This is a genomic window from Mycobacterium sp. IEC1808 (assembly GCF_002101935.1).
GTDB lineage: Bacteria > Actinomycetota > Actinomycetes > Mycobacteriales > Mycobacteriaceae > Mycobacterium.
Window position 1 is genome coordinate 1 of the sequence record NZ_LQPV01000004.1, and the last position, 22,283, is coordinate 22,283.

The 22,283-nt window shown below is 65.8% G+C and carries 22 protein-coding genes and 1 pseudogene; 13 read left to right on the plus strand and 10 right to left on the minus strand.

All coding sequences use genetic code 11. From position 1 onward, the window contains the following. Nucleotides 1-92 precede the first annotated feature (92 nt). Nucleotides 93-632 (plus strand): annotated as a pseudogene (locus AWB92_RS00710) (IS30 family transposase); the annotation flags it as partial. An 82-nt stretch (nt 633-714) separates the two neighbouring features. Then, nucleotides 715-1,461, plus strand: coding sequence for a DUF4190 domain-containing protein (locus AWB92_RS00715; protein WP_085183623.1), 747 nt, complete (start codon nt 715-717; stop codon nt 1,459-1,461). Here AWB92_RS00715 and AWB92_RS00720 read toward each other — a convergent pair. Next, on the minus strand, nt 1,451-2,587 hold the full coding sequence (locus AWB92_RS00720; protein ID WP_085183624.1) for an FAD-dependent oxidoreductase: 1,137 nt from the start codon (nt 2,585-2,587) through the stop codon (nt 1,451-1,453). The two genes, AWB92_RS00715 and AWB92_RS00720, sit on opposite strands and share 11 nt — an antisense overlap. Before the next feature lie 214 nt (nt 2,588-2,801). Between AWB92_RS00720 and AWB92_RS00725 the strand changes: the two genes are divergently transcribed. The 6 genes from AWB92_RS00725 (at nt 2,802) to AWB92_RS00750 (ending at nt 7,261) form a co-directional block, all read left to right on the plus strand. Then, entirely contained in the window at nt 2,802-3,248 is a 447-nt protein-coding gene (locus AWB92_RS00725) for a DUF1003 domain-containing protein (RefSeq protein ID WP_085183625.1), read from the plus strand. A gap of 78 nt (nt 3,249-3,326) precedes the next feature. Then, nucleotides 3,327-4,181 carry a hypothetical protein gene (locus AWB92_RS00730; RefSeq protein ID WP_085183626.1) on the plus strand — a complete coding sequence of 285 codons (855 nt, stop codon included), beginning with the start codon at nt 3,327-3,329 and terminating at the stop codon, nt 4,179-4,181. Further along, complete coding sequence (locus tag AWB92_RS00735) at nt 4,178-5,068, plus strand: alpha/beta hydrolase fold domain-containing protein (RefSeq protein ID WP_085183627.1); 891 nt, start codon at nt 4,178-4,180, stop codon at nt 5,066-5,068. The genes AWB92_RS00730 and AWB92_RS00735 overlap by 4 nt, the downstream gene beginning before the upstream one ends. A gap of 97 nt (nt 5,069-5,165) precedes the next feature. Then, nucleotides 5,166-5,546 (plus strand): NINE protein, encoded by a 381-nt coding sequence (locus AWB92_RS00740; RefSeq protein WP_082973249.1) that lies wholly within the window; start codon nt 5,166-5,168, stop codon nt 5,544-5,546. 82 nt (nt 5,547-5,628) lie between these two features. Continuing rightward, entirely contained in the window at nt 5,629-6,507 is an 879-nt protein-coding gene (locus tag AWB92_RS30985) for a DUF2510 domain-containing protein (protein ID WP_085183628.1), read from the plus strand. A 79-nt stretch (nt 6,508-6,586) separates the two neighbouring features. Further along, on the plus strand, nt 6,587-7,261 hold the full coding sequence (locus tag AWB92_RS00750; RefSeq protein WP_085183629.1) for a PadR family transcriptional regulator: 675 nt from the start codon (nt 6,587-6,589) through the stop codon (nt 7,259-7,261). Here AWB92_RS00750 and AWB92_RS00755 read toward each other — a convergent pair. Further along, nucleotides 7,258-8,961 carry a 3-ketosteroid-delta-1-dehydrogenase gene (locus tag AWB92_RS00755; RefSeq protein WP_085183630.1) on the minus strand — a complete coding sequence of 568 codons (1,704 nt, stop codon included), beginning with the start codon at nt 8,959-8,961 and terminating at the stop codon, nt 7,258-7,260. The two genes, AWB92_RS00750 and AWB92_RS00755, sit on opposite strands and share 4 nt — an antisense overlap. A gap of 99 nt (nt 8,962-9,060) precedes the next feature. On the opposite strand from AWB92_RS00755, the gene AWB92_RS00760 reads away from it, so the two are divergent. After that, nucleotides 9,061-10,185 (plus strand): Rieske 2Fe-2S domain-containing protein, encoded by a 1,125-nt coding sequence (locus tag AWB92_RS00760; RefSeq protein WP_085183631.1) that lies wholly within the window; start codon nt 9,061-9,063, stop codon nt 10,183-10,185. Continuing rightward, on the plus strand, nt 10,185-10,490 hold the full coding sequence (locus AWB92_RS00765) for a ferredoxin (RefSeq protein ID WP_085183632.1): 306 nt from the start codon (nt 10,185-10,187) through the stop codon (nt 10,488-10,490). The genes AWB92_RS00760 and AWB92_RS00765 overlap by 1 nt, the downstream gene beginning before the upstream one ends. A 7-nt stretch (nt 10,491-10,497) precedes the next feature. On the opposite strand, the gene AWB92_RS00770 is transcribed toward AWB92_RS00765, so the two are convergent. From AWB92_RS00770 to AWB92_RS00800, 7 genes are all read right to left on the minus strand, one after another. Next, nucleotides 10,498-11,373, minus strand: coding sequence for a cyclopropane mycolic acid synthase family methyltransferase (locus tag AWB92_RS00770; RefSeq protein WP_085183633.1), 876 nt, complete (start codon nt 11,371-11,373; stop codon nt 10,498-10,500). 242 nt (nt 11,374-11,615) lie between these two features. Then, nucleotides 11,616-12,398: an SDR family oxidoreductase gene (locus AWB92_RS00775; RefSeq protein WP_085183634.1), complete on the minus strand. Its 783-nt coding sequence runs from the start codon at nt 12,396-12,398 to the stop codon at nt 11,616-11,618. Between the two features lie 17 nt (nt 12,399-12,415). Next, nucleotides 12,416-13,492, minus strand: coding sequence for a hypothetical protein (locus AWB92_RS00780; RefSeq protein WP_085183635.1), 1,077 nt, complete (start codon nt 13,490-13,492; stop codon nt 12,416-12,418). 45 nt (nt 13,493-13,537) lie between these two features. Further along, a complete protein-coding gene (locus AWB92_RS00785; protein WP_085183636.1) occupies nt 13,538-14,521 on the minus strand; it encodes an alpha/beta hydrolase in 984 nt (327 codons plus the stop codon). Nucleotide 14,522: 1 nt separating this feature from the next. Continuing rightward, the gene (locus AWB92_RS00790; protein WP_085183637.1) at nt 14,523-15,389 is read right to left on the minus strand and encodes an SDR family NAD(P)-dependent oxidoreductase; all 867 of its coding nucleotides are present in this window, start codon (nt 15,387-15,389) and stop codon (nt 14,523-14,525) included. Then, nucleotides 15,386-15,865, minus strand: a complete 480-nt coding sequence (locus AWB92_RS00795; RefSeq protein ID WP_085183638.1) for a nuclear transport factor 2 family protein — start codon at nt 15,863-15,865, stop codon at nt 15,386-15,388. Before AWB92_RS00795 ends, AWB92_RS00790 begins: the two co-directional genes overlap by 4 nt. Nucleotides 15,866-15,873: 8 nt before the next feature. Beyond that, on the minus strand, nt 15,874-16,569 hold the full coding sequence (locus tag AWB92_RS00800; RefSeq protein WP_241523330.1) for a TetR/AcrR family transcriptional regulator: 696 nt from the start codon (nt 16,567-16,569) through the stop codon (nt 15,874-15,876). 267 nt (nt 16,570-16,836) lie between these two features. On the opposite strand from AWB92_RS00800, the gene AWB92_RS00805 reads away from it, so the two are divergent. After that, the gene (locus AWB92_RS00805; protein ID WP_085183640.1) at nt 16,837-17,742 is read left to right on the plus strand and encodes a hypothetical protein; all 906 of its coding nucleotides are present in this window, start codon (nt 16,837-16,839) and stop codon (nt 17,740-17,742) included. A 26-nt stretch (nt 17,743-17,768) separates the two neighbouring features. On the opposite strand, the gene AWB92_RS00810 is transcribed toward AWB92_RS00805, so the two are convergent. Then, entirely contained in the window at nt 17,769-19,364 is a 1,596-nt protein-coding gene (locus AWB92_RS00810; protein WP_085183702.1) for an acyl-CoA synthetase, read from the minus strand. A gap of 102 nt (nt 19,365-19,466) precedes the next feature. Between AWB92_RS00810 and AWB92_RS00815 the strand changes: the two genes are divergently transcribed. Beyond that, nucleotides 19,467-21,398: an NAD(P)/FAD-dependent oxidoreductase gene (locus AWB92_RS00815; RefSeq protein ID WP_085183641.1), complete on the plus strand. Its 1,932-nt coding sequence runs from the start codon at nt 19,467-19,469 to the stop codon at nt 21,396-21,398. Continuing rightward, on the plus strand, nt 21,395-22,282 hold the full coding sequence (locus tag AWB92_RS00820; RefSeq protein ID WP_085183642.1) for an SDR family oxidoreductase: 888 nt from the start codon (nt 21,395-21,397) through the stop codon (nt 22,280-22,282). The genes AWB92_RS00815 and AWB92_RS00820 overlap by 4 nt, the downstream gene beginning before the upstream one ends. Nucleotide 22,283 lies beyond the last annotated feature (1 nt).

Consider the following 22,283-nt stretch of genomic DNA (forward strand, 5'->3'; position numbering starts at 1 on the left):
CAATTCCCCGACCGACTCCCACTATGACCCAAAGATGAACGGCCGCAACATCTTACACAGTTATCTTGACAGCCCCCATGGTCTTGACAGCCCCCATGGTCAACATCAGCCAGCGCCCGGCCACCGTCGCTGACCGTGCCGTGCCCGGGCATTGGGAGGGAGATCTGATCCTGGGCAGCACTGCCTCGGGCTTAGCGATCGGCACCGTCGTGGAGCGCAGCACCCGGTTTGTGATGCTGCTGCATCTGCCCGACGGACATGGCGCCGAGGCCGTCCAAGAGGCGATCGTGGCCAAGCTGGCCGCGCTGCCCGCGATCCTGCGCAAGACACTGACCTGCGACCAGGGCAAGGAGATGGCCAACCACGCCCAGATCGCCAAGGCCACCGATCTAGATATCTACTTCTGCGATCCGCACTCGCCGCGGCAGCGTGGCACCAACGAGAACACCAACGGGCTGCTGCGTCAGTACTTTGCCAAAGGCACTGACCTGTCGGTGTTTCCGGCCGACTACCTCGACTACGTCGCGGCCAAACTCAACACCCGGCCCCGCCAGACTCTCGGCTGGAAAACCCCGGCCGAGGCCCTCGATGAACTACTCTGCAACCCGTTCAAACCAACAGCTGTTGCATAGAGTCCTTGAAACTGTCCGTCAAAATTCGCGGCCAGGTTACGGTCGCGAAGCGGTGCCGTGACCACCGGTCGTACAGTTAGGCATGTCGCATCCGACGGACCCGGGCCCGCCCACATACCAACCGCCCCCTCCCCAGGGTGGATATCCGCCGCCCTACCCCGGCCGGTACCCGCCGGGGCCCTATACGCCGCCTTACCCGCCAAGTCCTTATCCCGCGCCCTACCCGCCGGGCCCGTACCCGCCGCCGGGCTACGCGCTGCCGCCGCAGGCCCAGACGACCAGCGGATTCGCCGTCGCCTCACTGATTTTCGGTGCGGTCGGGGGAATCCTGCTCAGCGTCATCTTCGGCGTCATCGCGCTGGGCAAGACGAAACCCGGCGGGCAGCGCGGCCGGGGAATGGCCATCGGCGGGCTCGTCCTCTCCGGCGCCTGGGCGGTCGGCATCGCCGTCGTCATCGTGGTGGTCGCCCTGTCGCCGACCAACACGGTCAGCGCGCGCGACATCAAGGTCGGGGACTGCTTCGCCGAGTTGCCCAGGGGCAACCGCATCTCCTCGGTGGACACCACCAGCTGCGACCGGCCCCACGCGGGCGAGGTGGCGGGGATCGTGACCATCCCCGACGGGCCGTTCCCCGGCGAGTCCGGATTCGGTGCCTACGGCAAGGACTGCAAGGACGACCTGGCGTCGTACTCGCCGTCCGCATTGTTGGATCCCGACATCGACCTGGCGATCATGCCGCCCACCCGCGAATCGTGGCAGCGCGGCGACCGCGCCATGGTGTGCGTCGCGACGTTCACCACCAAGCGAACCGGGTCCATCAAGAGCTGAGCGGCCGAAGCGGCTGGTTTTCGCGGATCCCGCGGTACATGCCCCATCGGACGACCCAAGGCATCACCACCCGCTCGACCGACCAGGACGGGAACCGCAACGAATGGCCGGTGGGGAAGAAGACCTCGAGCCCGTTGGGCTGGATGCCCACCAACGAACCCCACCGCCGGCCCGGGGTCCGGAAGGCGCGCAGGTCCCGGCCCGCGAACTCGGCGCGAATGTTGTTCGCTACCAACGCATCTCCACGATTGCGTGCGGAGCTGCGGAGGGGGTCGGTGGCCGCGACGTCCCCGACCGCGAACACGCCCCGATGGCCGGGCACCCGCAGCTGCGGCGTGACGCGAACGAAGCCGCGCTCGTCCAGGAGTTCCGGTGGCAGCCAATCGGTGTTGGGGCGTACCCGGCCGATCGCCCATAGCACCGCGTCGGCGGCAGCCGGGGATTGCCCGGTGCTCCAGTGGACCGGTTCCCCGGTGATTTCCTCACCGCAGAAGCCGTCGGAGATATGGGCGCGATGGCCGGGGTGCACGCCCACGCCCAGGTCGACCAGTCGGTTCCGGATGCGCCGCCACGTCGCCGGGTGATACTCGCCCAGCGCCCGCTCGCCGGGGAAGTAGAGGTCGACCCGCTTGCCCGGCCAGGTGGTCGCGATGTTGACGGCGCTGCTGACCGCGGCCGCTCCGCCACCCACGATGATCACCGAATCCGCGGCGGCCAGCCGGTCATGGGCGGCGCGCAGGTCGGCGCCGATCTCGGTGGGCGACTGCAGGGTCGGGCGCCGCCAGAACCCGTTGCTGACACCCGTCGAGATGACCAGCGCGTCGAACTCCTCGGCCAGGGGGGTGCCGTCGTCGCGCCGGCCCAACACCGTTCGGGCCGCCAGGTCGAGCCCGGTCAGCGTCGCCTGCTCCGTGCGCACGTCGTCCAGGCGGCGGAACTTGTCGAACGGGATCCAGTAGTCGCGGGCCCAGTCCTCGGGGCGGGACAGCCGGACGCCGAGTTCCTGGCCGCTCACCAGCGCGGGTTTGGCGGAGATCCCGACGACGTCGGCGTGCCGGGCCAGGCGGATGGCGGTCAGGACACCGACGTCTCCCAGTCCGGCGACGACGACACGCTTGCGGCTCATGTCCGGATCACGCGCGGCGCGATTCTCTTGTGCGGCAGCGGTTTTCGGTTGGCCAGGCCGGTGCGACGGCATCCATCCGGGCCTCCTTACGCGCGTGGTGGGCAAACTGTAACACGTTCTAGCGACGCGCCATTGGGCGTCGGCCTGCAGGGCGCAGCCCATTAGCATTACCCAGCGGCGGGGTACCGCCACGGCACCGAAAGGAACCGCTCACATGACGACACAGGCCGATGCGCATTACCACAATCCGCAACTGATTCCGCGCCGGCTGCTGCGCGGCGGCCAAGTGCACCACCCGGCCGTCATCGCGGAGGCCCGCAGGCGGGGCCAGGACCTCCAGCTGCGCCTGGCCGACCGGATAACCGCGTTTGCCGGGTCGATGAACTTCGTCTGGCTGCACGCGGCCCTGTTCGGCGTGTGGATGCTGTTCTTGGAACGCAGTCCATGGCCCACCCTGACCCTGGCGGTGTCGCTCGAAGCGATCTTCCTGTCGACCTTCGTGATGATCGGTCAGAACCGTCAGGCGGCGTTCCAGCAGGCCCGGGCCGACCATGACTACCAGATGGAGGACTTGGAGCTGAAGACCAACACCGAGCTCACCCGCGAGATTCACCTCCTCACCCAGGAACTGCACCGGCGCTATATCGGACCGCCGAGTTGACAACGGCTACGACACGCGGCGAAAAGCCTTGCCAGAGCGGGTGGTGGCACGGACAACCGCTCTAATGTGGGGGAGCAAATGTTGGAATTGCAGGCGACGATGCGTCCGCGGGTTGACGCCGCGCTGCGCGCCGCGGCGCGTGCAACCGCACCTCGGCCCGCCGCGGCCAGGCGGGCCGCCAAGGACTTGCAACAAAAGCTCGGGCCGGCGGTCGCGGCCGAGATCCGCTGGGCGTTCACGCCGCCGCGTAACTGGCTGATGGGGGTGGTGGCCAACGTCGTCTTCGCCGCGGCGTGGCTGCTGGTGCAGCCGCTGACGCCGGGCCGCCATCACCATGACTGGGCGGTTCTGGTCGGCACGTACTTTTCCTCGTGGGTCCTCGCGGACGTCACCACCACCAACCTGCTCGGTGCCGACCACTACCGCGTCCAACAGGCGCTGTCCGACGGGGTGCCCTTCTGGCGAGTGCTCCTGATCAAGAACCTGGCACTGCTGACGATCGTGGGGCTGCCGACGTTGCTGACGGCGATGGTCCTCACGCTGTGGTTCCAAACGCCGGGGCGCCTGGCGGTGACCATCCCGACCGTCGCCGTGCCCATCGTGTCCTGGCTGGGCGTCGGGAATTTTTTCTCGGTGCTGCACCCGGTGAGCGTCGAGCCGCTGCTTCGGCGCTGGCGGCAGCGTGGCGATCGTCGCCGCACCGGCGCCTGGATCTTGGCGCTGACGCTGCCCTACGCCCTGTACTACGTCGCCGATCCGATGAACGGCGTCGAGCACCGCCTGCTGTGGACGAAAGTTCCCGCCTTGATCTGGCCGGTGTTCGGGCGGGACACGAAGAGCTTCGTACATCTGGCCATCGCGGTGGCGGTCTGGATCGCGGGAACCGTCGGTGCTCTGGTGTGGGTGCGCAAGCGGGGGGTCCAGATCAGATGAGCCTGAGCTGGCGGAGTCGGGCCCTGCCCGCCGTCATCCGTCTGACGCGGGCCCGCGCATACCGCAGCGCGCAAAGCGCCCGCGATCACATCGATCAGCGCGCGGCGCACCCGCAGTTCTACGGACCCCCGCCGGGGTTGCGCAAGGACGTCAACCTGCACCTGGACCGGGAATCGGTTTGGCCGATCTACACCTTGACAGCGCAGTCGCTGCACGAGCCGCAGCGCACGGTCGTTTACCTGCACGGCGGCGCCTGGGTGAACGAAATCGCTTCACGGCATTGGAAATTGGCGGTACAAATCGCCGCCGACGCGTGCGTCCGAGTGGTCGTGCCGATCTATCCGCTGGCGCCGTTCGCGACCGCGGCCGAGGTGGTCCCCAGGATCGCCGAGCTGGTTGCCGAGAAGGCGATGCCCGACCACAGCGTGTGCCTGGCCGGGGATTCCGCCGGGGGACAGATGGCCCTGTCGGCGGCGTTGCTACTGCGCGACGAGCGCCGCCTGGTCCTGCCCGAAACCGTGCTGATCTCGCCCGTTCTCGATGTGTCGCTGGCCAACCCGTTGATCGATGCGGTCGACGATCCGTGGCTGACGCGGGTGGGACTGCTGGAGTTCGCCAAGCGCTGGTGTGGTGACCTGCCGATGACCGACACGATGGTGAGCCCGCTGAACGCCGATCTGTCCGGCCTGGGACCGCTGACCGTGTTCAGCGGCACCCGCGACATCCTCAACCCCGACGCGCGACTGCTGGCCGAAAAGGCGGCGGCGGCCGGTGTGCAGATCGACTACCACGAACAACCCGGCCTGGTGCACGTTTACCCCCTCACCCCGACGCCCGAAGGCCGCGCCGCGCGAGCGCTCATCGTCGAACGGTTGCGGGCGAACTGAAGTTCATACCGGACAAATTCGGCTCGCCGGTGCAATGATGGGCGTGATCGGCTGAGCCGCAGGTGCATTCATCGCCTTCAGAAGAGAGGGAAACACAATGACCGAACAGCCATCCGCCGGGTGGTACCCGGACCCGAGCGGCCAGCCCGGCCAAATGTATTGGGACGGCCAGCAATGGCACGCCAACGCGCCTGCCGCGGGCGCGGGCGTCGCTCCATACGGTGGCGCGCCGTATGGCGTCGACGCCTACGGACGGCCGCTGTCGGACAAGAGCAAGCTCCTCGCGGGGCTGCTGCAGATCTTCGTAGGCAGTTTCGGCGTCGGCCGCTTCTACCTCGGCTACACCAACGTCGGCATCGCCCAAATCGCGGTGTCCTGGCTGACCTGCGGGATCGGCGCCATCTGGCCGCTGATCGACGGGATCATGATTCTCGTCGGCAAGGTGCCCGACGCGGAGGGACGCACGCTGCGCGACTGAGGCGCACGGCCGGGCCTCGAGCGTGGCCGCGCGTATTCTCGCGTTTGCGGGGGCAGTTCAGTCCACAGGGGAGGATCCGCCGATGACGACGCCCAACCAGCCTGGCTGGTACGACGACCCACGCGACCCCAACGCCCAGCGTTACTGGGACGGCCGGACCTGGACACCGCACCAACAGCGCAAACCCGACGCGCGGGCAGCGCGACCACCGGTCATGCCGCCGCAGCAACCCCCGCCCGCGCCCTCTGCGGCGCCGACCCAGGTCACACCGCTACCGCCCCGGCCGCCCGGGTCTGATCTGCCCTCGGCGGCCCAGACCCGCGCAACGCCGCTGCCCCCGCCGCCGCCTCCACGCGCGTCCGCGCCGACGGCGCCCCCGCGCCCGCCCCTTCCGCCGTCTCAGGCGCCCAATCGGCCGCCCCCGCCGGGATATTCACCATCCGGAGCGCGGCCGGGGCCCGATTTGCCCGCCCAGCCCGGCTCGAACGCACAGTCCGACGGCCTCGCGGCGGTGAGGGACGTGGCGGCCAGGATCTCGGTCCCCGCCTGGATCGTGCTGGGGGGACTGCTCGTCACCGTCATCTCGATATTCCTGCCGTTCGCGACCGTCAGCCTGAAGCTGTTCGGCCGGACTCTGAGTTCGCACGGGGTTGCCGCCGACGGAACGGCGAAGTTCGTCGTCATCCTGCTGGCCGTCGTGGCCGCGTTTTTGGCGTTGCCTGCCGTGTCGGGATCCCGGGTGCCGCCCGCCCGGCTCATTGGGCTCAGCGTGGCGGTCGCCCTGCTGGGTGCCCTGACGTTCGTCTGGTTTCACACCGTGGCCACGAAGAACAACGAGGGCGAAGGCTTCGTCAACGTCACGCCGGCGTTCGGGATGATGGTGTACGCGGCGGCGGTCATCGTCACCGCCGTGGGCGTCGTGTTGCTGTGGATGGAACGGTCGAAGGCGGAACGGGCCTAGAAAGTTCGGGGCGATTCGGTGTCCCGGCCAGCGGTCCTTCGCGCCGCGTCGATGTGACCCGTGTTGTTAATCTGGCGAAATGGACGACAGCGACAAGCGGGTGAAGTCGGCGCTTGCCGCCACCAGTTGGACGCTGCTGGGAATGATGTCCTACGAAGAGGAAGTCTCGGGATACGACCTCAAAAAGTGGATCGATTGGAGTGTCGACCTCTACTACTGGAGTCCGTCCTATAGCCAGATCTACACGGAGCTGAAGAAACTCGAGGGGCTAGGGCTGGTCACGTCGCGCGTCGAGCACGACGAGGGCACCCGCAGCCGCCGGCTTTACAAAATCACCCGGGCGGGGATGGACGCCGTCACCGAGTGGACCAATCACGCACCGGTGGATCCGCCCGTGCTCAAGCACAGCGTGCTGCTGCGAGTCACCTTCGGCCACCTCAGCAATCCGGCTCGGCTGAAGGAACTGCTGCAGGAGCATGTCGCGTTCGCGGAGGCCAGGCACCAGAAGGCGATGGAAGACGCCGAGGGTGCCGAGGCGGAACCGGCCTGGGCGTATTCGGTGATTGCGCTGCGCTGGGCGGCCAAGTACTACGCCGCGGAGCGTGAGTTCGCGCTCGAACTGATGAAGGACATCGACGAGGCCGACACGATCATCCAGAAGGCCGCGAAGAGCGGTTTCGGTAAACCACGGCCCACGCCGGGGTACTGGCGTGAGATCGAGAAGCAGGTCGAGGCCAAGCGCGCGGCTGACTAGCCGGTGCTCGCTGCGTCGAGCGCCGCGATGTAGCCGTAGACCAGCCCCTGCGCGATCGTCGCGCCGGCCCCCGGATACGTCGTGCCAAACGCGTTGGCAGCGGTATTGCCGATCGCGTACAACCCGGCGATCACGCGCCCGTCCTCGCGCAGCACCCGCGCCCGTTCGTCCGCCTTCAGGCCGCCGCAGGTGCCCAGATCGCTGAGCACCATTTTCACGGCATAGAACGGGCCCTTGGTCAGCGGACGCAGGTTGGGGTTCGGGGTTATCGTCGGGTCGCCGTAGTAGCGGTCATAGGCGCTGCGACCCCGACCGAAATCGGGATCCTCTCCGGCGCAGGCGCTTTCGTTGAAGCGAACCATCGTCTGGGCGAACTCCGCCACAGGAACGCCGATCTGCGCGGCCAGGCCGGCGAGGCTGTCGGCCCGCGAGGCGATGCCCGCGTCGTACCACGCCTGCGGGATCGGCATCCGCGGAAACAGTTCCGCGCCAAACACATAGCTGTTGCGGTATTGCTGATCGAAGATGATCCACATCGTTTCGATCGGGCTGCCCGATCGCTCCAGTTCGAGCAACCGTTGACCGAACGTCATGTAATCGGTCGACTCGTTGCAAAAACGGTGGCCGTGTTGGTCCACGATCAGGCAGCCGGGAAGTGACCGCTCGGCGAGCATGACCATGGGTGCCTTACCGGGCAGCGGCGCGACAGCGGGGAACCACCAAGCCTGGTCCATCAAATCGATGTCCGCGCCGAGTTCTTGCGCGGCGCGGATGCCGTCACCGGTGTTGGATTCGGCGCCCAGGCTGAAGTCGGCGCCCAGCGACTCCGACTGGAATTTCCACCGCATCTCCATGCTGTGATCGAAACCCCCGGTGGCCAGCACTACCCCCCGCCGTGCCGTGATTGTCACCTCGCGGCCGTCGTGGCCGACGATCGCGCCGCTCACGCGGCTGCCGTGGCCGTCGAGGCGCATTAGCGTGGTGTTGGTCCACACCGGGATGCCGGCACGCAGCACACCCGCGAACAGCCCGGCCGTCAGGCCCTGGCCACCGGCCGCGTAGCGTCGGCCCAGCAGACGGCCGCCCACGCCCTGTGCCACTCGCTTCGCGAACGTCGGAATGCCCTTACGGGGGACCCGAACCACGAGGTTCATCCAGCGGTAGTCAGCACCCGTCGTCGGGATCGAGACGCCGGCCTCCAGCACACCTGGTCTGAGTCGGGTGCGGTATTCGCCGAGAATCGACGTGTCCAGTGGCCGGCACTCGCAGGTCCGTCCGGCCGCGCTGCCGCCGGGCTTCTCCGGGTGGTAGTCGGAATAGTCGCGGGCCCAGAAGAGCCGCAGCGGCGTCGTGCGGCGCAACATTTCGACCGTCGCGGACACATGAGCGACAAAGCCGGCGGAACGCTCCGCTGGTGCCGACCCATCGACCACCGCGCCCAGATAGGTTGCGGCACGCTCGGCGGTGTCGTTGGCGCCGGCATCGGCCAGCACCGGTCCGGCGGGCAGCCACAGGGCGCCCCCGGACCGGGCGGTCGAGCCGCCCACGTAGGACGACTTCTCGACGATGAGCACCGACAGTCCCAGCTCATGCGCAGCCAGCGCAGCCGACATGCCGGTGCCCGAGCCGATCACCAGCAGGTCGACCACGGTATCGGCGACCGGAAGTCCGGCGGGAATCGTCGTGCTGCGCTGAGTCACGGTGAGAACATATGCCGGGCTGACGCGCCGAAGGAAGAGCCCTCCTGATGAGTGGAACAAGCCGGCCCCATTGCCCGGCCCTTGAGTTGAATAGCGCACATGACTCTGCAGTCCGACGCCGACGAAATTCGGCTCATAGAAGCGCAGGCCACGCCGACGCGGTTCGCCCGCGGTTGGCACTGCCTCGGCCTGGTCAGAGACTTCGGTGACGGCAAGCCGCACGCGGTCAACGCCTTCGGGCAGAAGCTTGTTGTGTTCCGCAGCGGCGACGGCGACATCAACGTCCTCGACGGCTTCTGCAGGCACATGGGCGGTGACCTGTCCCAGGGCGAGGTCAAGGGCAACGAGATAGCGTGCCCGTTCCACGACTGGCGCTGGGGCGGCGACGGGCGATGCAAGCTAGTCCCGTACAGCAGGCGCACTCCCCGGTTGGCCCGTACGCGGGCGTGGCACACGCTGGTGCAGGACGGCATGTTGTTCGTGTGGAACGACCCGGAGCTCAACCCGCCCCCACCCGAGGTCAGCATTGCTCGTATCGAAGGTGCGTCCAGTGACGACTGGACCGACTGGCACTGGTACACCACTGTCGTGAACACCAATTGCCGTGAAATCATTGACAACGTCGTGGACATGGCGCACTTCTTCTATATCCACGGCTCGTTGCCCACGCATTTCAAGAACATCTTCGAAGGACACGTGGCGACGCAGTACATGAACAGTGCGGGCCGCCCGGACCTCGGTGGAACCGAAGGTGCGCGAATGCTCGGTACCACCTCGGTGGCGTCCTACTGGGGCCCGTCCTTCATGATCGACGACCTGACCTATCACTATGCGGACGCCGACCACCACACGGTGCTCATCAATTGCCACTATCCGATCGATGCGAATTCCTTTGTGCTGCAATATGGCATCATCGTCAAAAAATCCGAAGCGTTGCCGGAGGACCTCGCGGTGCAGACCGCGATCAGTCTTGGTGACTTCGTCAAGCTGGGTTTCGAGCAGGATGTGCAGATCTGGCGCCACAAGGCGCGTATCGATAACCCGCTCCTGGTCGAGGAGGACGGCCCGGTCTATCAGCTGCGTCGTTGGTACGAACAGTTTTATGTCGACCTGGCCGACGTGCGGCCGGACATGGTGGACCGCTTCGAATTCGAGCTCGATACCACCCGGCCCTACGAAGCGTGGATGAAACAGGTCGAGGCGAACATGGCCGCCCAGTCATGATGACGCTCGATTCACCCGTCAGCGACGACGACAATCGCCTGGCTGAGATGCCGATGATTCCGGTGGCCTGCCGCGCCTGCGGCGCACAGGTGCTGGCGCGCAAGAGCAGTTGGAACCAGACCAGTGTTCAGTGGACCGCAGACGCGACCGCCCGGTGTGCCGAACGCCTTGACGCGGAACGAATCTCGGCGCCCGGGAGCCGCGGGGTGTTCCTCGCGTGCTCGGCGCTGAGCGAGTCGATTGTCGACGCGGTGCGATGCGGGGCGTTGTCTATCGTCGACGAAACAGTGCGTGCCACAACCTAAATCGGAACTATTTCTTTTCCAGCGTGAACTGGCACAAATCGGTGTAGCCATCGCGGAACAATTCGGCACAACCGGTCAGGTACCTCATGTACCGCTCGTAGACCTCGTCCGACTGGATCGCGATCGCCTCGCTCTTGTGGGCCTCCAGGGCCGCCGCCCACATGTCGAGCGTTCTCTTGTAGTGCGGCCGGAGTCGATGGATCCGGCTGACGCTGAACCCAACCGCCGTGGAATTCTCCTCGACCATTTCCACCGTCGGCAGCCTGCCGCCGGGGAAGATCTCTTCCAGAAGGAATTTGACAAATCGGATATGCCACATCGTCAACGGAAGGTTGCGCTGCCGGATCTGCTCGCGGCTCAACACGACGATCGTATGGAGCAGCATCGTGCCGTCGGCCGGCAGCAGGTTATGGGCCCACTTGAAGAAGGGGACGTGGCGGTCGTAGCCGAAATGCTCGAGCGGGCCGATCGCGACGATCCGGTCCACCGGCTCGTGAAACTGCTCCCAACCCTGCAGCAGCACTCGCTTGGAACGGGGGCTGTCCGATTCAGCGAACAATTTTTCGACATAGGCCACCTGATTCCTGCTCAGGGTCAGGCCGACCACGTTGACGTCGTACTTCTCCAGCGCCCGAAGCATCGCCGAACCCCAACCGCAACCCACGTCGAGGAGCGTCATGCCCGGCTGCAGGCCCAGTTTGCCCAGCGCCAGGTCGATCTTCGCGATCTGGGCCTCTTCCAGGGTCATGTCGTCGCGCTCGAAGTAGGCGCAGGTGTACGTCCGCGTCGGGTCTAGGAATAGCGCGAAGAAGTCGTCGGAAAGGTCGTAGTGAGCCTGTACGTCCTCGAAGTGCGGCCGCAGGCTTTGCGCACTTTGTCGCATGCGTCCTCTCGCAACGGCTCGGGCAGGGAGTCCCTGCAGGCTTCACGCCGGCGCGGGTTCCCCCGCGACTGATCCGCACCATTCGGTAAGGGAGATTACACGTATTGGGCACCGCAGCGAGGTAGCGAAACAGGGCGAATTTTGAATGCGATCGTTGCGCGGCTTTTGATTCTGGGCCCGTGATAATTGGCCGTTGCCATTAGGCCACCGGATCGGCTCCGAATCGACCGGAAGGCACGAGTTCAGGCGTGCGCGCCGCCGTCGATCCGGATTTCCGTGCCGGTGATGAACGCGCCGTCATCGGACGCGACCATGGCGATTACCGATGCCACGGCGCTCGGGTCGCCCAGGATGGGGTTGTCTTTCCCGTGCAGCAGCGGTGTCTGCTTGGCCCAGAGGCCGAGGTCGTACCCCTCGGGCATCTTGTCCAAGGTGCTGAGTGCGAGCGCGGTGGAGACCCCGCCGGGTTGGATGTTTACTGCGCGCAGGCCCTGTTTGGAATATTCGAGCGCCAACGAGTGTGTGAATGACAACACGCCGCCTTTGCTGGCGGCATAGGCCGCCATGTAGGGGTGTGCGAACGACGCCGCGGTAGAGGTGAAGTTGACAACGACGCCGCGACCGGAGTCCAGCAGCGCCGGAAGCGCCTGGCGGGTCATCAGGAAGGTCCCTGTCAGGTTAACCGCCAGGGTGGCGTTCCAGTCGTCCAGCGTGTGCTGGTGGGTGTTGGCGCAGCGCTGGATGGCGGCCGCATTGACGAGCACTTCGAGACCACCGAGTTCGTTCAGCGCCGCATCCACCGCGGCTGTTACCGCGCCCTCGTCGGAAACGTCGAGGACCGCGCTGGTCAGTCGCTTACCGCTGCCCGCATCGTCGGCGGTGGCCGCGGTGCTCGACAGCCCGTCAGCCGAGATGTCGTAGGCCACCACGGTGGCGCCCTCGTCGAGCAACCGGGCCACGGTGGCCTGCCCGATTCCGGAGCCCGCTCCAGTCACGATGACCCGTCTGTCTGCGAAACGATCCATCAGCCAACCCCTTTCGGTCATGCGAGCTGGAAGGCGCTGAGCGGGGCTTCCTCGGGGTAGACCGCCGGGCCGCCAAGGTCGTATGCGGCGTTGAGGGCGCCGACGAACGCCGGATCGTGCAGCGGTTCGCTGGGGATGTCCAGCTTGATGCCCTTGCCCATGAGATCGTCGACCATCATGTCGATTGCCTTGTCGACCGTAAGGTCGTCGGAGCCTTCCATGTTCTTCTTCAGCTCGTCGTAGTCGACGAACACTTCGGCCGACCAGTGCACCAGGAAGCGCAGTTCGTCGGTGTGGTGACGGGCGATCACGTCGTCACCGTTCTTCAGCAACCAATAGTCGGGATCGCTTGGGTCGCCGGTGAACATGGTGTCGAATGCCAGGCCGGCCGGAATTTGTTGGGCCAGTGGACCATTGGCCTCGCCGCGGTGCACCATCATCTCGTTCTGGACCACGATGCCGCGGTTGTTGATTGGCGGCAGGATGCGCTCGGGTTCCTTGAGCGGCCCTTCGGGCCAGTAGGTGAAGCCGCTGCCGGCATCGAGCGAGAACCAGGTGATCACCTGTGCCATCTTGATCAGGTAGTCCTGGAATAGGCCGGACTTGCCCATCACGCTGGTCAGCCAGGTGGGCGCATTCTCGTGCCGGACCCCGCGAAAGCTCGGCGAATCCAGGTGCCCCGGGTCGCGATTGGCGCACGGTCCGTTGATGTTGAACAACATCAGCTGTGGCTTGGCGTATTCGGCTTTCCAGTAGGCCTTGGCGAGATCCAGGAAACGCTCGCTGTAGAAGCAGTCGTGCAGTTGCGGGTAGAGCACCGCACCGTAATTGGCGAGGTAGCCGCGGAAGGTCGGCGTCAGAAACAGATCCAGCGACGGGGTGAATCCTTCGGGGAACATGCCGCTCATCGTCGCCATCAGCTCGTCGGCCGACGCGAAGTGCTGGGCGATGATCAGCTTCCAGGGGCCTTCGGTGCGGACCACGTCGAGCAGACGATCATGCTGGTCGTCGGTGTAGACGTTGTCGATTTCGCGGGGCGGATTGGCCGGCCGCAGCACGTCGGAAAGCTCCATCCGCCGCTCCTCGGTGAGCATCAGCTGTCTCCTTTGCAGTTCTGGATCGACCAATTGTGCGCAGCGTCAGCGCGATGCGGCCGACCGTTGTCCGGTCATCGGGACGTCGAAACGAAGGGGGTGGTTGAACCGTGCCCGCAGCAGCGCGCCGATCTCGGCGATGGCCAGCCGGCCCCGCGCGGTCGCATCGGAGCGCATCAAAAAGCCGTGGTACATGCCGGGATAGCGGGTGCTGGTGGTCTGCACGTCTGCGTCGCGTAGCCGGGCCGCGTACCGCTCGCCCCAGTCCCGGATCGGATCGCAGCCGCCAGTCACCACAATCGCAGGCGGTAGGCCGGACAGATCGGCGGCGTAGGCCGGGACCAGATAGGGATCGGTGGGCGCACCGGCGTCGCCGTCGACGAGCGCGTGCATGTAATCGATGTCGTCGCGCGCGAGTAGCGGTGCATCGGCCAGCGCGCCAACGGAGGACGCGGACATGTCGCGATCCAGCCCCGGATAGAGCAGCACCTGTGCGCAGATCGCGGGTCCGCCGCGGTCCCGGGCGGCCAGCGCGACCCCGGCCGCGAGCGACCCGCCGGCGCTGTCGCCGACCACCGCGAGCCGCTCCCCGTCGACACCCAGTTCGGCGGCATTTCGGGAGACCCATGCGGTTGCCGCGTAGGCATCGTCGAACTGCGCCGGCGGTGGAAACTCCGGGGCCAACCGGTAATCGACGGCCACGACGGTGGCCACCGACGCCGCGGCCAGCTCGCGTGCCAGCGGTTCGAACGAGTAGTTGGAACCCATCACCAGCCCGCCCCCGTGTAGGTAAACCAGCACGGGGCCGCCGGCGTCGGCGGTGGGGTGGTAGATCCGGGCCGGGATGTCGCCCGCCGGACCGGGAATCGCGGTATCGGTGACGACGGCCATTTCTGGCATCGTTTCGGGCAGCGGGGCGGATTCGAGCCCGGCGCGCACCGCGGCCAGCCCGCGTTGTCGCATCGGTGCGACGGGGCCGAACGATGCGACGCGCGCCGCCGCGTCGGGATCCAGTGCGGGCGTTACCATCTCATCGCTTTGTCGTGTCGAAGCGGCTTTCGGTGCGCAGCGCCGGGGGTCGTTGTGAGGCGAGCACATCGGCTCGCTCGGCCATCGCGGCGCCCACCGTGTCGGGGTGGGTGTGTAGGTAGAAGCGTCCGTCTATGGCCTGCCGGAACAACGCCTCGGCGGCGTCCGTCGGGTCCATGGCCGTGCCCTTGAGATCCAGCATCGTGGCGCGTTGCGCCTCGGCGGCGACCACGTCACCGTCGGCGTCGATTCCGCCGGCCGACTCGAAGATGTTGGACGACACGGGACCGGGGAGCACGGCTTGCACGTGAATGTGGTTGGCGTGTCCGGTCGACTCGACTTCCAAGTACAGGCACTCGGTCAATGCCAGCACCGCATGCTTGCTGACGATGTACGGCGCTTGCAACGGAATCGCCACCACCGCCCCCACCGACGCGATGTTCCACACCCACGCCCGCTCGTCGGTCGACATCATCTTCGGCAGGAAAGCGCGCACGCCGTAAAAGACGCCGCCGACGTTGATGTCGATGGTGCGCCGCCAATTGGCTACTGGCGTGTCCCACAGGTAGCCGAGCTGTTCGACCCCGGCGTTGTTGACCAGCAACCGCACCGGGCCGACGTCTCCGTAGACCCGATCGGAAAGGTCCTGCACGGCGTCAGGGTCGCGCACGTCGCAGACGACGTCGACAGCCGCCCCGCCCGCGGCGCGCAGTTCGTCGGCGACCGACGCGGCCGCCGCGCCGTCAATGTCGGCCAGCACCACGGTCATGCCGAGCCGGCTCGCGTGGCGCGCCAAGCCTGCACCGAGGCCGGAGCCGGCCCCGGTTATGACGGCAACCCCGCCGGAAAAAGTTGTTTCGGCGCTCACGAACCCGCGGTGTTGTCGGCGGCCAGCTCCGAGAGCAGCACCGAGTTGGTGGCGTCGAGGACGACGTCCATCTCGGTGAACAGAAGGCCGTTGGCGCCGCGCCGGACGCCGACGTTGACGACCCCGCTGGACACCGCGAATGGCACGAAGTTGGCGATTTGGTTGACGAAGATGTAGAACCGCGCGCGGGTGACGTCACCGTCGGTGCCGGTGCGGTGCACGTTGGTGGCGTGGTGGCGCAATGGGTACGGGCTCTGCCTGCGGTGGTCCGACAGCCATTCCATCACCGCGTCCCGACCATTGAGCTCCGGTGACATCAATTCCTCGAAAAGGCTTGCACCGGAATCGCTTCGGGTCAGATAGTGCACGTCCTCGGCGTAACTGGCCGACATCTCGTCGTAGTGGGCCTCGTCGTAGTGGTACCAGAACCCGGCGATGAACTCCTGCAATTCGGGCAGCGTGATGTCAATGGCCATAGCTTGAGTCAACTCGGCTTGTGCGCCGGTGACAGGCCTGATGCCCGGTCAGTGGAACATGGTGTCGAGTCGGCCGGTGATGGTCGGCTCCTCGTCAGGGCGGCAGGACGGGGCGACAGTGATGCGAGTGTCATCTCGAAGCCCATCCGCAACCCGTATTTCAAGCGGCGGAAGTTGCCGTCCTCCACCCACCGAACGTAGGCGTGTCTGCAGCATTGGATGACAAGTTGGGCTGGCAGCTCGCGGCGAAACGGGTCCGCACCGAGGTCAAACCGCGCGGCAAGAAACTCTGAGATGGGTTCGGCCAGGTTTTGTCCCCAATCAAGCCAGCGCAGTCTGTACTGCGGATCGTTGATCATCAACGCCAGGAACCGGCGGTCTGTCTCGACCTGTCCGCGCTTGGGGACTTCGGTGCTAAACGCCTCCACCAATGTGTCGATGGCATTGCTCGTGGGCGGGGCATGTTGGAGGACTTGAACGCTCAGCCTGCCGAACTCGCGAAACAATGGCATGACGACGTCTTCCTTGACCGGAAAGTGGCGGTGGAAGGTGCGAGGCGCGATGCCGGCCGCCTCAGAAATGCGCTCGACGGTTGCTGAGGTCGAGCCCTCGGACAGGAAGATGTCGCGAGCAGCTATTGCGATGTCCAAGCGGAGCTGCTCCGCGCGCCGTGCGCTCAGCGTCGGCTTGCCGGGCGCACTCACGTCGGACTCCTTTTCCGCGCACGGGCTGAATCGTGCGGGCGCATCGTAACCGAGAGCAATGGCGGACTGTGGCCGACGTGATTCAGGCGGCATGCGGTATCCCACTCAGTGGCCATGTTGAGTGATCCCGTGGTCTCGAGTGTGCCTAACATACTGTTGTCAGATTCTGCCACGCAATACAGAATCTGACAGCAAATCGGCTCCACCGGGTCGCGATCGTCTTGATTCCCGTAGGGGCGCGACATCCGCTACAGAGGAGGAACTCCAATGACCGTGGCAGAAGACGACTTGAACTATGAGGACTACACGCATGACTTCATGGGCAAAGTCGGCAACATTCAGGACTTCTCGAGGGGTTTCCTACTAGGGCTGGCCCGCGTCTTCGAGGACACCCTGAATTTCGTTCCCTACGCTCATGTCACCACCTATGCCCCAAAGGTTGGCATGAACACTGCCATGGACGTGGCCGCGGAGGTGTCACGCGCTGGGATGCGACAGGTGATGCCTATGGGTCGCTTCATCGCACCCCCAGGGTGGGATTGGAAAAATGCCCAGTACCAAGCCATCCCATTCGATGTCCAAACGGAGGACCTCACGAAAGAAGCCCTCATACGGTTGATAAAGACCTACTGGGACCAATACCTCAAGGGACACAACTACTTCATCGATCAATGGACGAAGATCATCCCCGAAGACGAAGTCTGGCTGGGTCTGCCTGACATGTATCAACTAATCATCGATTACGAATACCCCAAGCTGGCCAGGGTGCTCGGAATCGAGCCGGTGCATGTCGTCGACTACCTCAAATTGGCCTGCCTCAGCATCGACGGGACGCTCGGCTACGGCGGTGAGTACATCGTGCACAACCCCGATCACGTGGTCCTCAACATGCGTCGATGTGAAGTGCTGCAGAAATACACCGACGAAGGCCTCTACCCACCGGCACGTGCCTGGATGAACTGCACGTTCGAGCAACGCATTTCCGCACCGTTTTTTCCTGGTTGCAAACTCGACATCAATTTGCCGCCAAAGGATTTCAAGTTCGCCAAGGGCGAGCCGTTCTGCGTGTGGACCTACACGCGCGGTGAGGAAAACCATCGGGCAGCTGCGGCCGCGCCCGACCCCCGGGCCAGCGCGATGAAGAAGATTCCCATCTTCCCGGTCTCGTCCTGACGATTCCGTCGCTGTCAGCCGCGCCTCTATAGGCGACTGGGCTGAAATTGTCCTGAGCCGAAACGTTCTCGCAGCTCCCGCTTCAGCAGCTTGCCGCTCGGATTTTTCGGCAACGAGTCGACGAAAAAGACTCGTTTGGGTGTCTTGAATCCGGCCAGGTGCTCTCGGCAGTGGGCGACGATGTCCTCCTCCGTCAGCGTCGCGCCGTCGCGGGGCACGATGGCGGCGACCACGGCCTCAACCCAGACCGGGTGCGCCAGGGCGAACACCGCAGCCTCTTGAATGCCGCTGTGCCGGTAGAGGACCTCCTCGACCTCGCGGCTGGCAACGTTCTCACCGCCGGTCTTGATCATGTCTTTCTTCCGGTCGACGACGTGCAACAGCCCGTGCTCGTCGTAGAAACCCAAATCGCCCGAGTGGAACCAGCCGCCCCTGAACGCCTCGGCGGTGCGTTCCGGGTCGTCCAGGTAACCCAGCATTAGATGTGGACTGCGGTGCGCGATTTCGCCGACGACGCCGGTAGCGACCGGGACGTTGTCCTCGTCGAGAATCGTCGTCTCCACGTTGGCGACGGGACGCCCGGCCGAACCGGCGTGTGCCCCCTGCTCGTCGGGTCCCAGCGCGGAGGCCAGCGGTGCCATTTCGGTCTGGCCGTAGAAATTCCATAATCTCAGATTGGGCAGGCGTCGCCGCAGCTCGGCCAGCACCTCGACCGGCATCGCCGAGGCGCCGTAGTAGCCCTTGCGCAAGCTCGACAGGTCCACCTGGTCGAACACCGGCGATCGCAGCAGCGAGATCCACACCGTTGGGGGAGCAAAGTAGTTGGTGACCCCGTAGCGCTCGATTGTGCGCAGCACCCTTTCCGGGTCCGGTCGCGGCAGGATGATGCTGGTGGCGCCGAGGTAGACGTCGGTGGCCAGGAAGTTGTCCAACTGCGCGCAGTGATACAGGGGCAGCGAGTGGATCTCGATGTCGTCATGGGCCATCTCGCCGGCGAGGATGGTGCTGACGTACTGCCACATCAGGCTGCGGCTGGTGTGCATGGCGGCCTTCGGATGGGACTCGGTGCCGCTCGTGTACATCAGCCGCACCAGTTGGTCGTCGTCGACGTGCGGGTTGGGCGCTTCGGTGTCGGTGGTCAGCCACCGCGTGAAATCGTCCCAGCCGGACGGGCTGTCGTGCCCGGCGGGCGCCAGAGCCACCCGGGTGCGGACCACGCCGCCCCGCCGCATCGCCTCTTCGGCCGTCGCTACCAAATCCGCTTCGGCAATGAATCCGCTGACCCGACTGTGGCCGAGGATGTAGCCGATCTCCTCGGCGGTCAGCATGAAGTTGACCGGGACGAGGACCACCCCGGCCCGGGTCGTGGCGAACGCCAGCACGGCGTATTGCCAGCAGTTGTGTGACAAAAGCGCGACGCGATCGCCGGGCCCAAAGCCGTTGTTGTGCAACGCCGCCGCGGCACGGTCGACCAGATTGTCGAACTCGGCGAAACTCAGCACGACGTCGCCGTCGATGACCGCGGTCTTGTCCGGATGTCGGCGGGCCGAGCGGCGGGGGATATCTCCGAGCCCGTGGCTGCGCGCCCGCGCGATGATCGCGTCCAGGTCGTGGGACCGCATGCCCGCCACGGTAGGCGCCCATACAGAGTCGCGCGCGGTCGACGTCCCGCTGAGTAGACAGGGACCCGCACATCTGCGCGGACGGCCTCGATACTCGTCGACATGAGCGCTGGTGTCCCCGTCACGACCGAACGCGCCGGACGGGTGGATCTGGATTTGGACGAACTGCGGGCCAACCTGTGCCATGCGGACCCTGGCGTGCTGGTCGCCGTGCTGGCGCAACTGACCGGCGACCCGGCGGTGGTTGACCGGTACGCACCGAAGATCTCTCATGTGCCCGACCCGCCGGAGCAGGCCGGTGTCACCGATCCCGAGACGGCCGCAGCGCTCGTCGATGCGGTGATCGCGGCGCTGCAGTCACCGCGCACCGCCACCGCCGTACCTGCCAATGACCCCGACCTGTTCGCGCGCATCACACCGGTGGCACTTGGGGGAGTGGTTGGCTCCGATTACATCCCGCTGCTGTTGGAGCAGGGCGGGTTCCAGCCGTCACAGCCGGTATTACCGCGAACCGCCAAGCTCCCCGATGGCTTTCGGGTCGCGATTGTCGGCGCGGGCATCGCCGGGCTGACCGCCGCGCTGGAGTTGGCGGATGCCGGCATCGAGTACCAGATCTTCGACCGAAACGACGAAGTGGGAGGCACCTGGTACACCACCACCTACCCGGGCATCGGCGTGGACACGCCTTCTGCGTACTATTCGTTGTCGCGGGATATCAACGGGGATTGGTCCAGTTACTACCCGATGGGCGCGGAGTATCAGTCCTACCTGGTTTCGGTGGCCGACAAGAACAATCTGCGGCAGCGCACCCGGTTCGGTACCGAGGTCGAAGCACTGTGGTGGGACGAAACGAGCCGGCAGTGGCAGATCCACTCGGTGGGCCCCGACGGTGCCCGAGACGTGACGTATGCCAACGTCGTGATCCCGGCCGCCGGCTATCTCAACCGACCCCGTTGGCCGGATTTGACTGGCCGCGAAACGTTCTCGGGAGTTTCGATCCACTCCGCGCAGTGGGATCCCAACCTGGATTTGACGGGTAAGAGGGTCGCCGTCATCGGCGCCGGTTGCACTGCGGTGCAGATCGTCGATGCCTGCGTGGACCAGGTCGCGCACCTGACCGTGTTCCAGCGGCAGCCCCACTGGGTGGCGCCCCGAAGGCGAGCGACCGACGAGGTGCCCGAATACCAGCGCTGGCTGGGCACCCGGCTGCCGTATTACGCGAATTGGATACGGCTCAAATCGTATTGGGGCACGGCGGACAACAACTACCCGGTGATCCTGCATGACCCGGACTGGGCGGCCAAGCACCTGTCGATCTCGCCCGCCAACGACGCGCTGCTGCAGATGTGCCTCGACTACATCGATCGCGTATTCGGCGCCGGCAGCGACCTCGCCCGCAAGGTGACTCCCGACTTCGCTCCCTACGGCAAGCGGATAATCCGCGATCCCGGCGGTTACTACGCTGCGCTGGCACGCGAGCACGTGGACGTTGAGGCCAGCGAGCCCGCTCGGGTCAACGAGGACGGAATCGTGACACCCGATGGCCGACAGATCGATCTCGACGTCATCATCTACGCCACCGGCTACTACCTGGATTTCCTTTCCACCGTGGATATCCGGGGTCGTGACGGTAGGAAGCTCACCGACGAGTGGGGCGACATCCCGCGCGCCTATCGCGGCGGGATGGTGCCCGGCTTCCCGAACATGTTCATTTCCTCGGCGCCCAACTACAGCCCGGGTCACGGGGCCGGCCACAACTTCGGCGTCGAGGTGATGGTGCACTACGTTATGGAATGCCTGCAGTTGATGGCGCTGCGCAAAGCCGCCACCATCGAGGTGACGCGGAGCGCGTACGAGCGCTATGTCGGCGACATCGATGCGACCATGGCTGGCACCGTCTGGTGCCACACCCCCTCCGCCCACACGTACTACCGCTCGGGCGGCGGGCGGATTGTGACCGCTTTCCCATACCGGCTACTCGACTTCTGGCGCGACCATCGTGCTCCGCTCGAAGCGGATCTCACCCTGCGATGAGCCGGTTACTCAGCGGCAAAACGGCTTTGGTGACCGGCAGCAGCCGGGGAATCGGCCGCGCAATCGCCCAGCGCCTGGCCGCCGAAGGCGCCACGGTGGCGGTCACCGCGCGGTCGCACACGCCGTCCTTGTCGGTGCGTGCCGGAACGACCTCCGCGTTCCGGGGCACCATCGCCGAGACGGTTGATCTGATCGGGGCCGCCGGTGGCCAGGCATTCGGCGTCGCCGCCGACCTGGAGGACGCCGAGCAGCGTGACGGATTGGTCGACGCGGTGCTAGACCACACCGGGCGCATCGACATCCTGGTCAACAACGCCGGTTTCGCCGACTACGCGCTGGTCGAGGACATGAGCCTGGAAACGTTCGACCGCACCGTGGAGCACTACCTTCGCGTGCCGTTCGTCCTCACGAAATCTGCTGTGCCGCATATGCGCAAGCAAGGCGCGGGCTGGATCGTCAACATCGGCTCCGTCACCGGCGTGGCGCCGGTGCGACCATATCGGGAATACAACAAGACCTCGGGCGACGTGATCTACGCGGCTATGAAGGCCGGCCTGCACAGGTTTACGCAGGGGGTCGCCGCCGAGCTCCTCGACGCGAACATCGCGGTCAACTGCGTTGGTCCGTCGACAGCCGTGCGTACACCCGGTGCGGCGCAGTTGATTCCGGACGCCTTCCCCACCGAGCCGGTGGAGTACCTGGCCGAAACTGTGCTCGCAATGTGTCACCTGCCGGCGACGGAGCGCACCGGCCTGTTGGCGTTCAGCCTGCACTATCCGTGGTCGCAGCAACTGCCGGTGCACAGCCTCGACGGTAGTGGGTTGCTCCCACCGCTCGAACCGCCGCCGACGGCCAACCCGAATATCCTGCCCGCCGGTCTGTAGC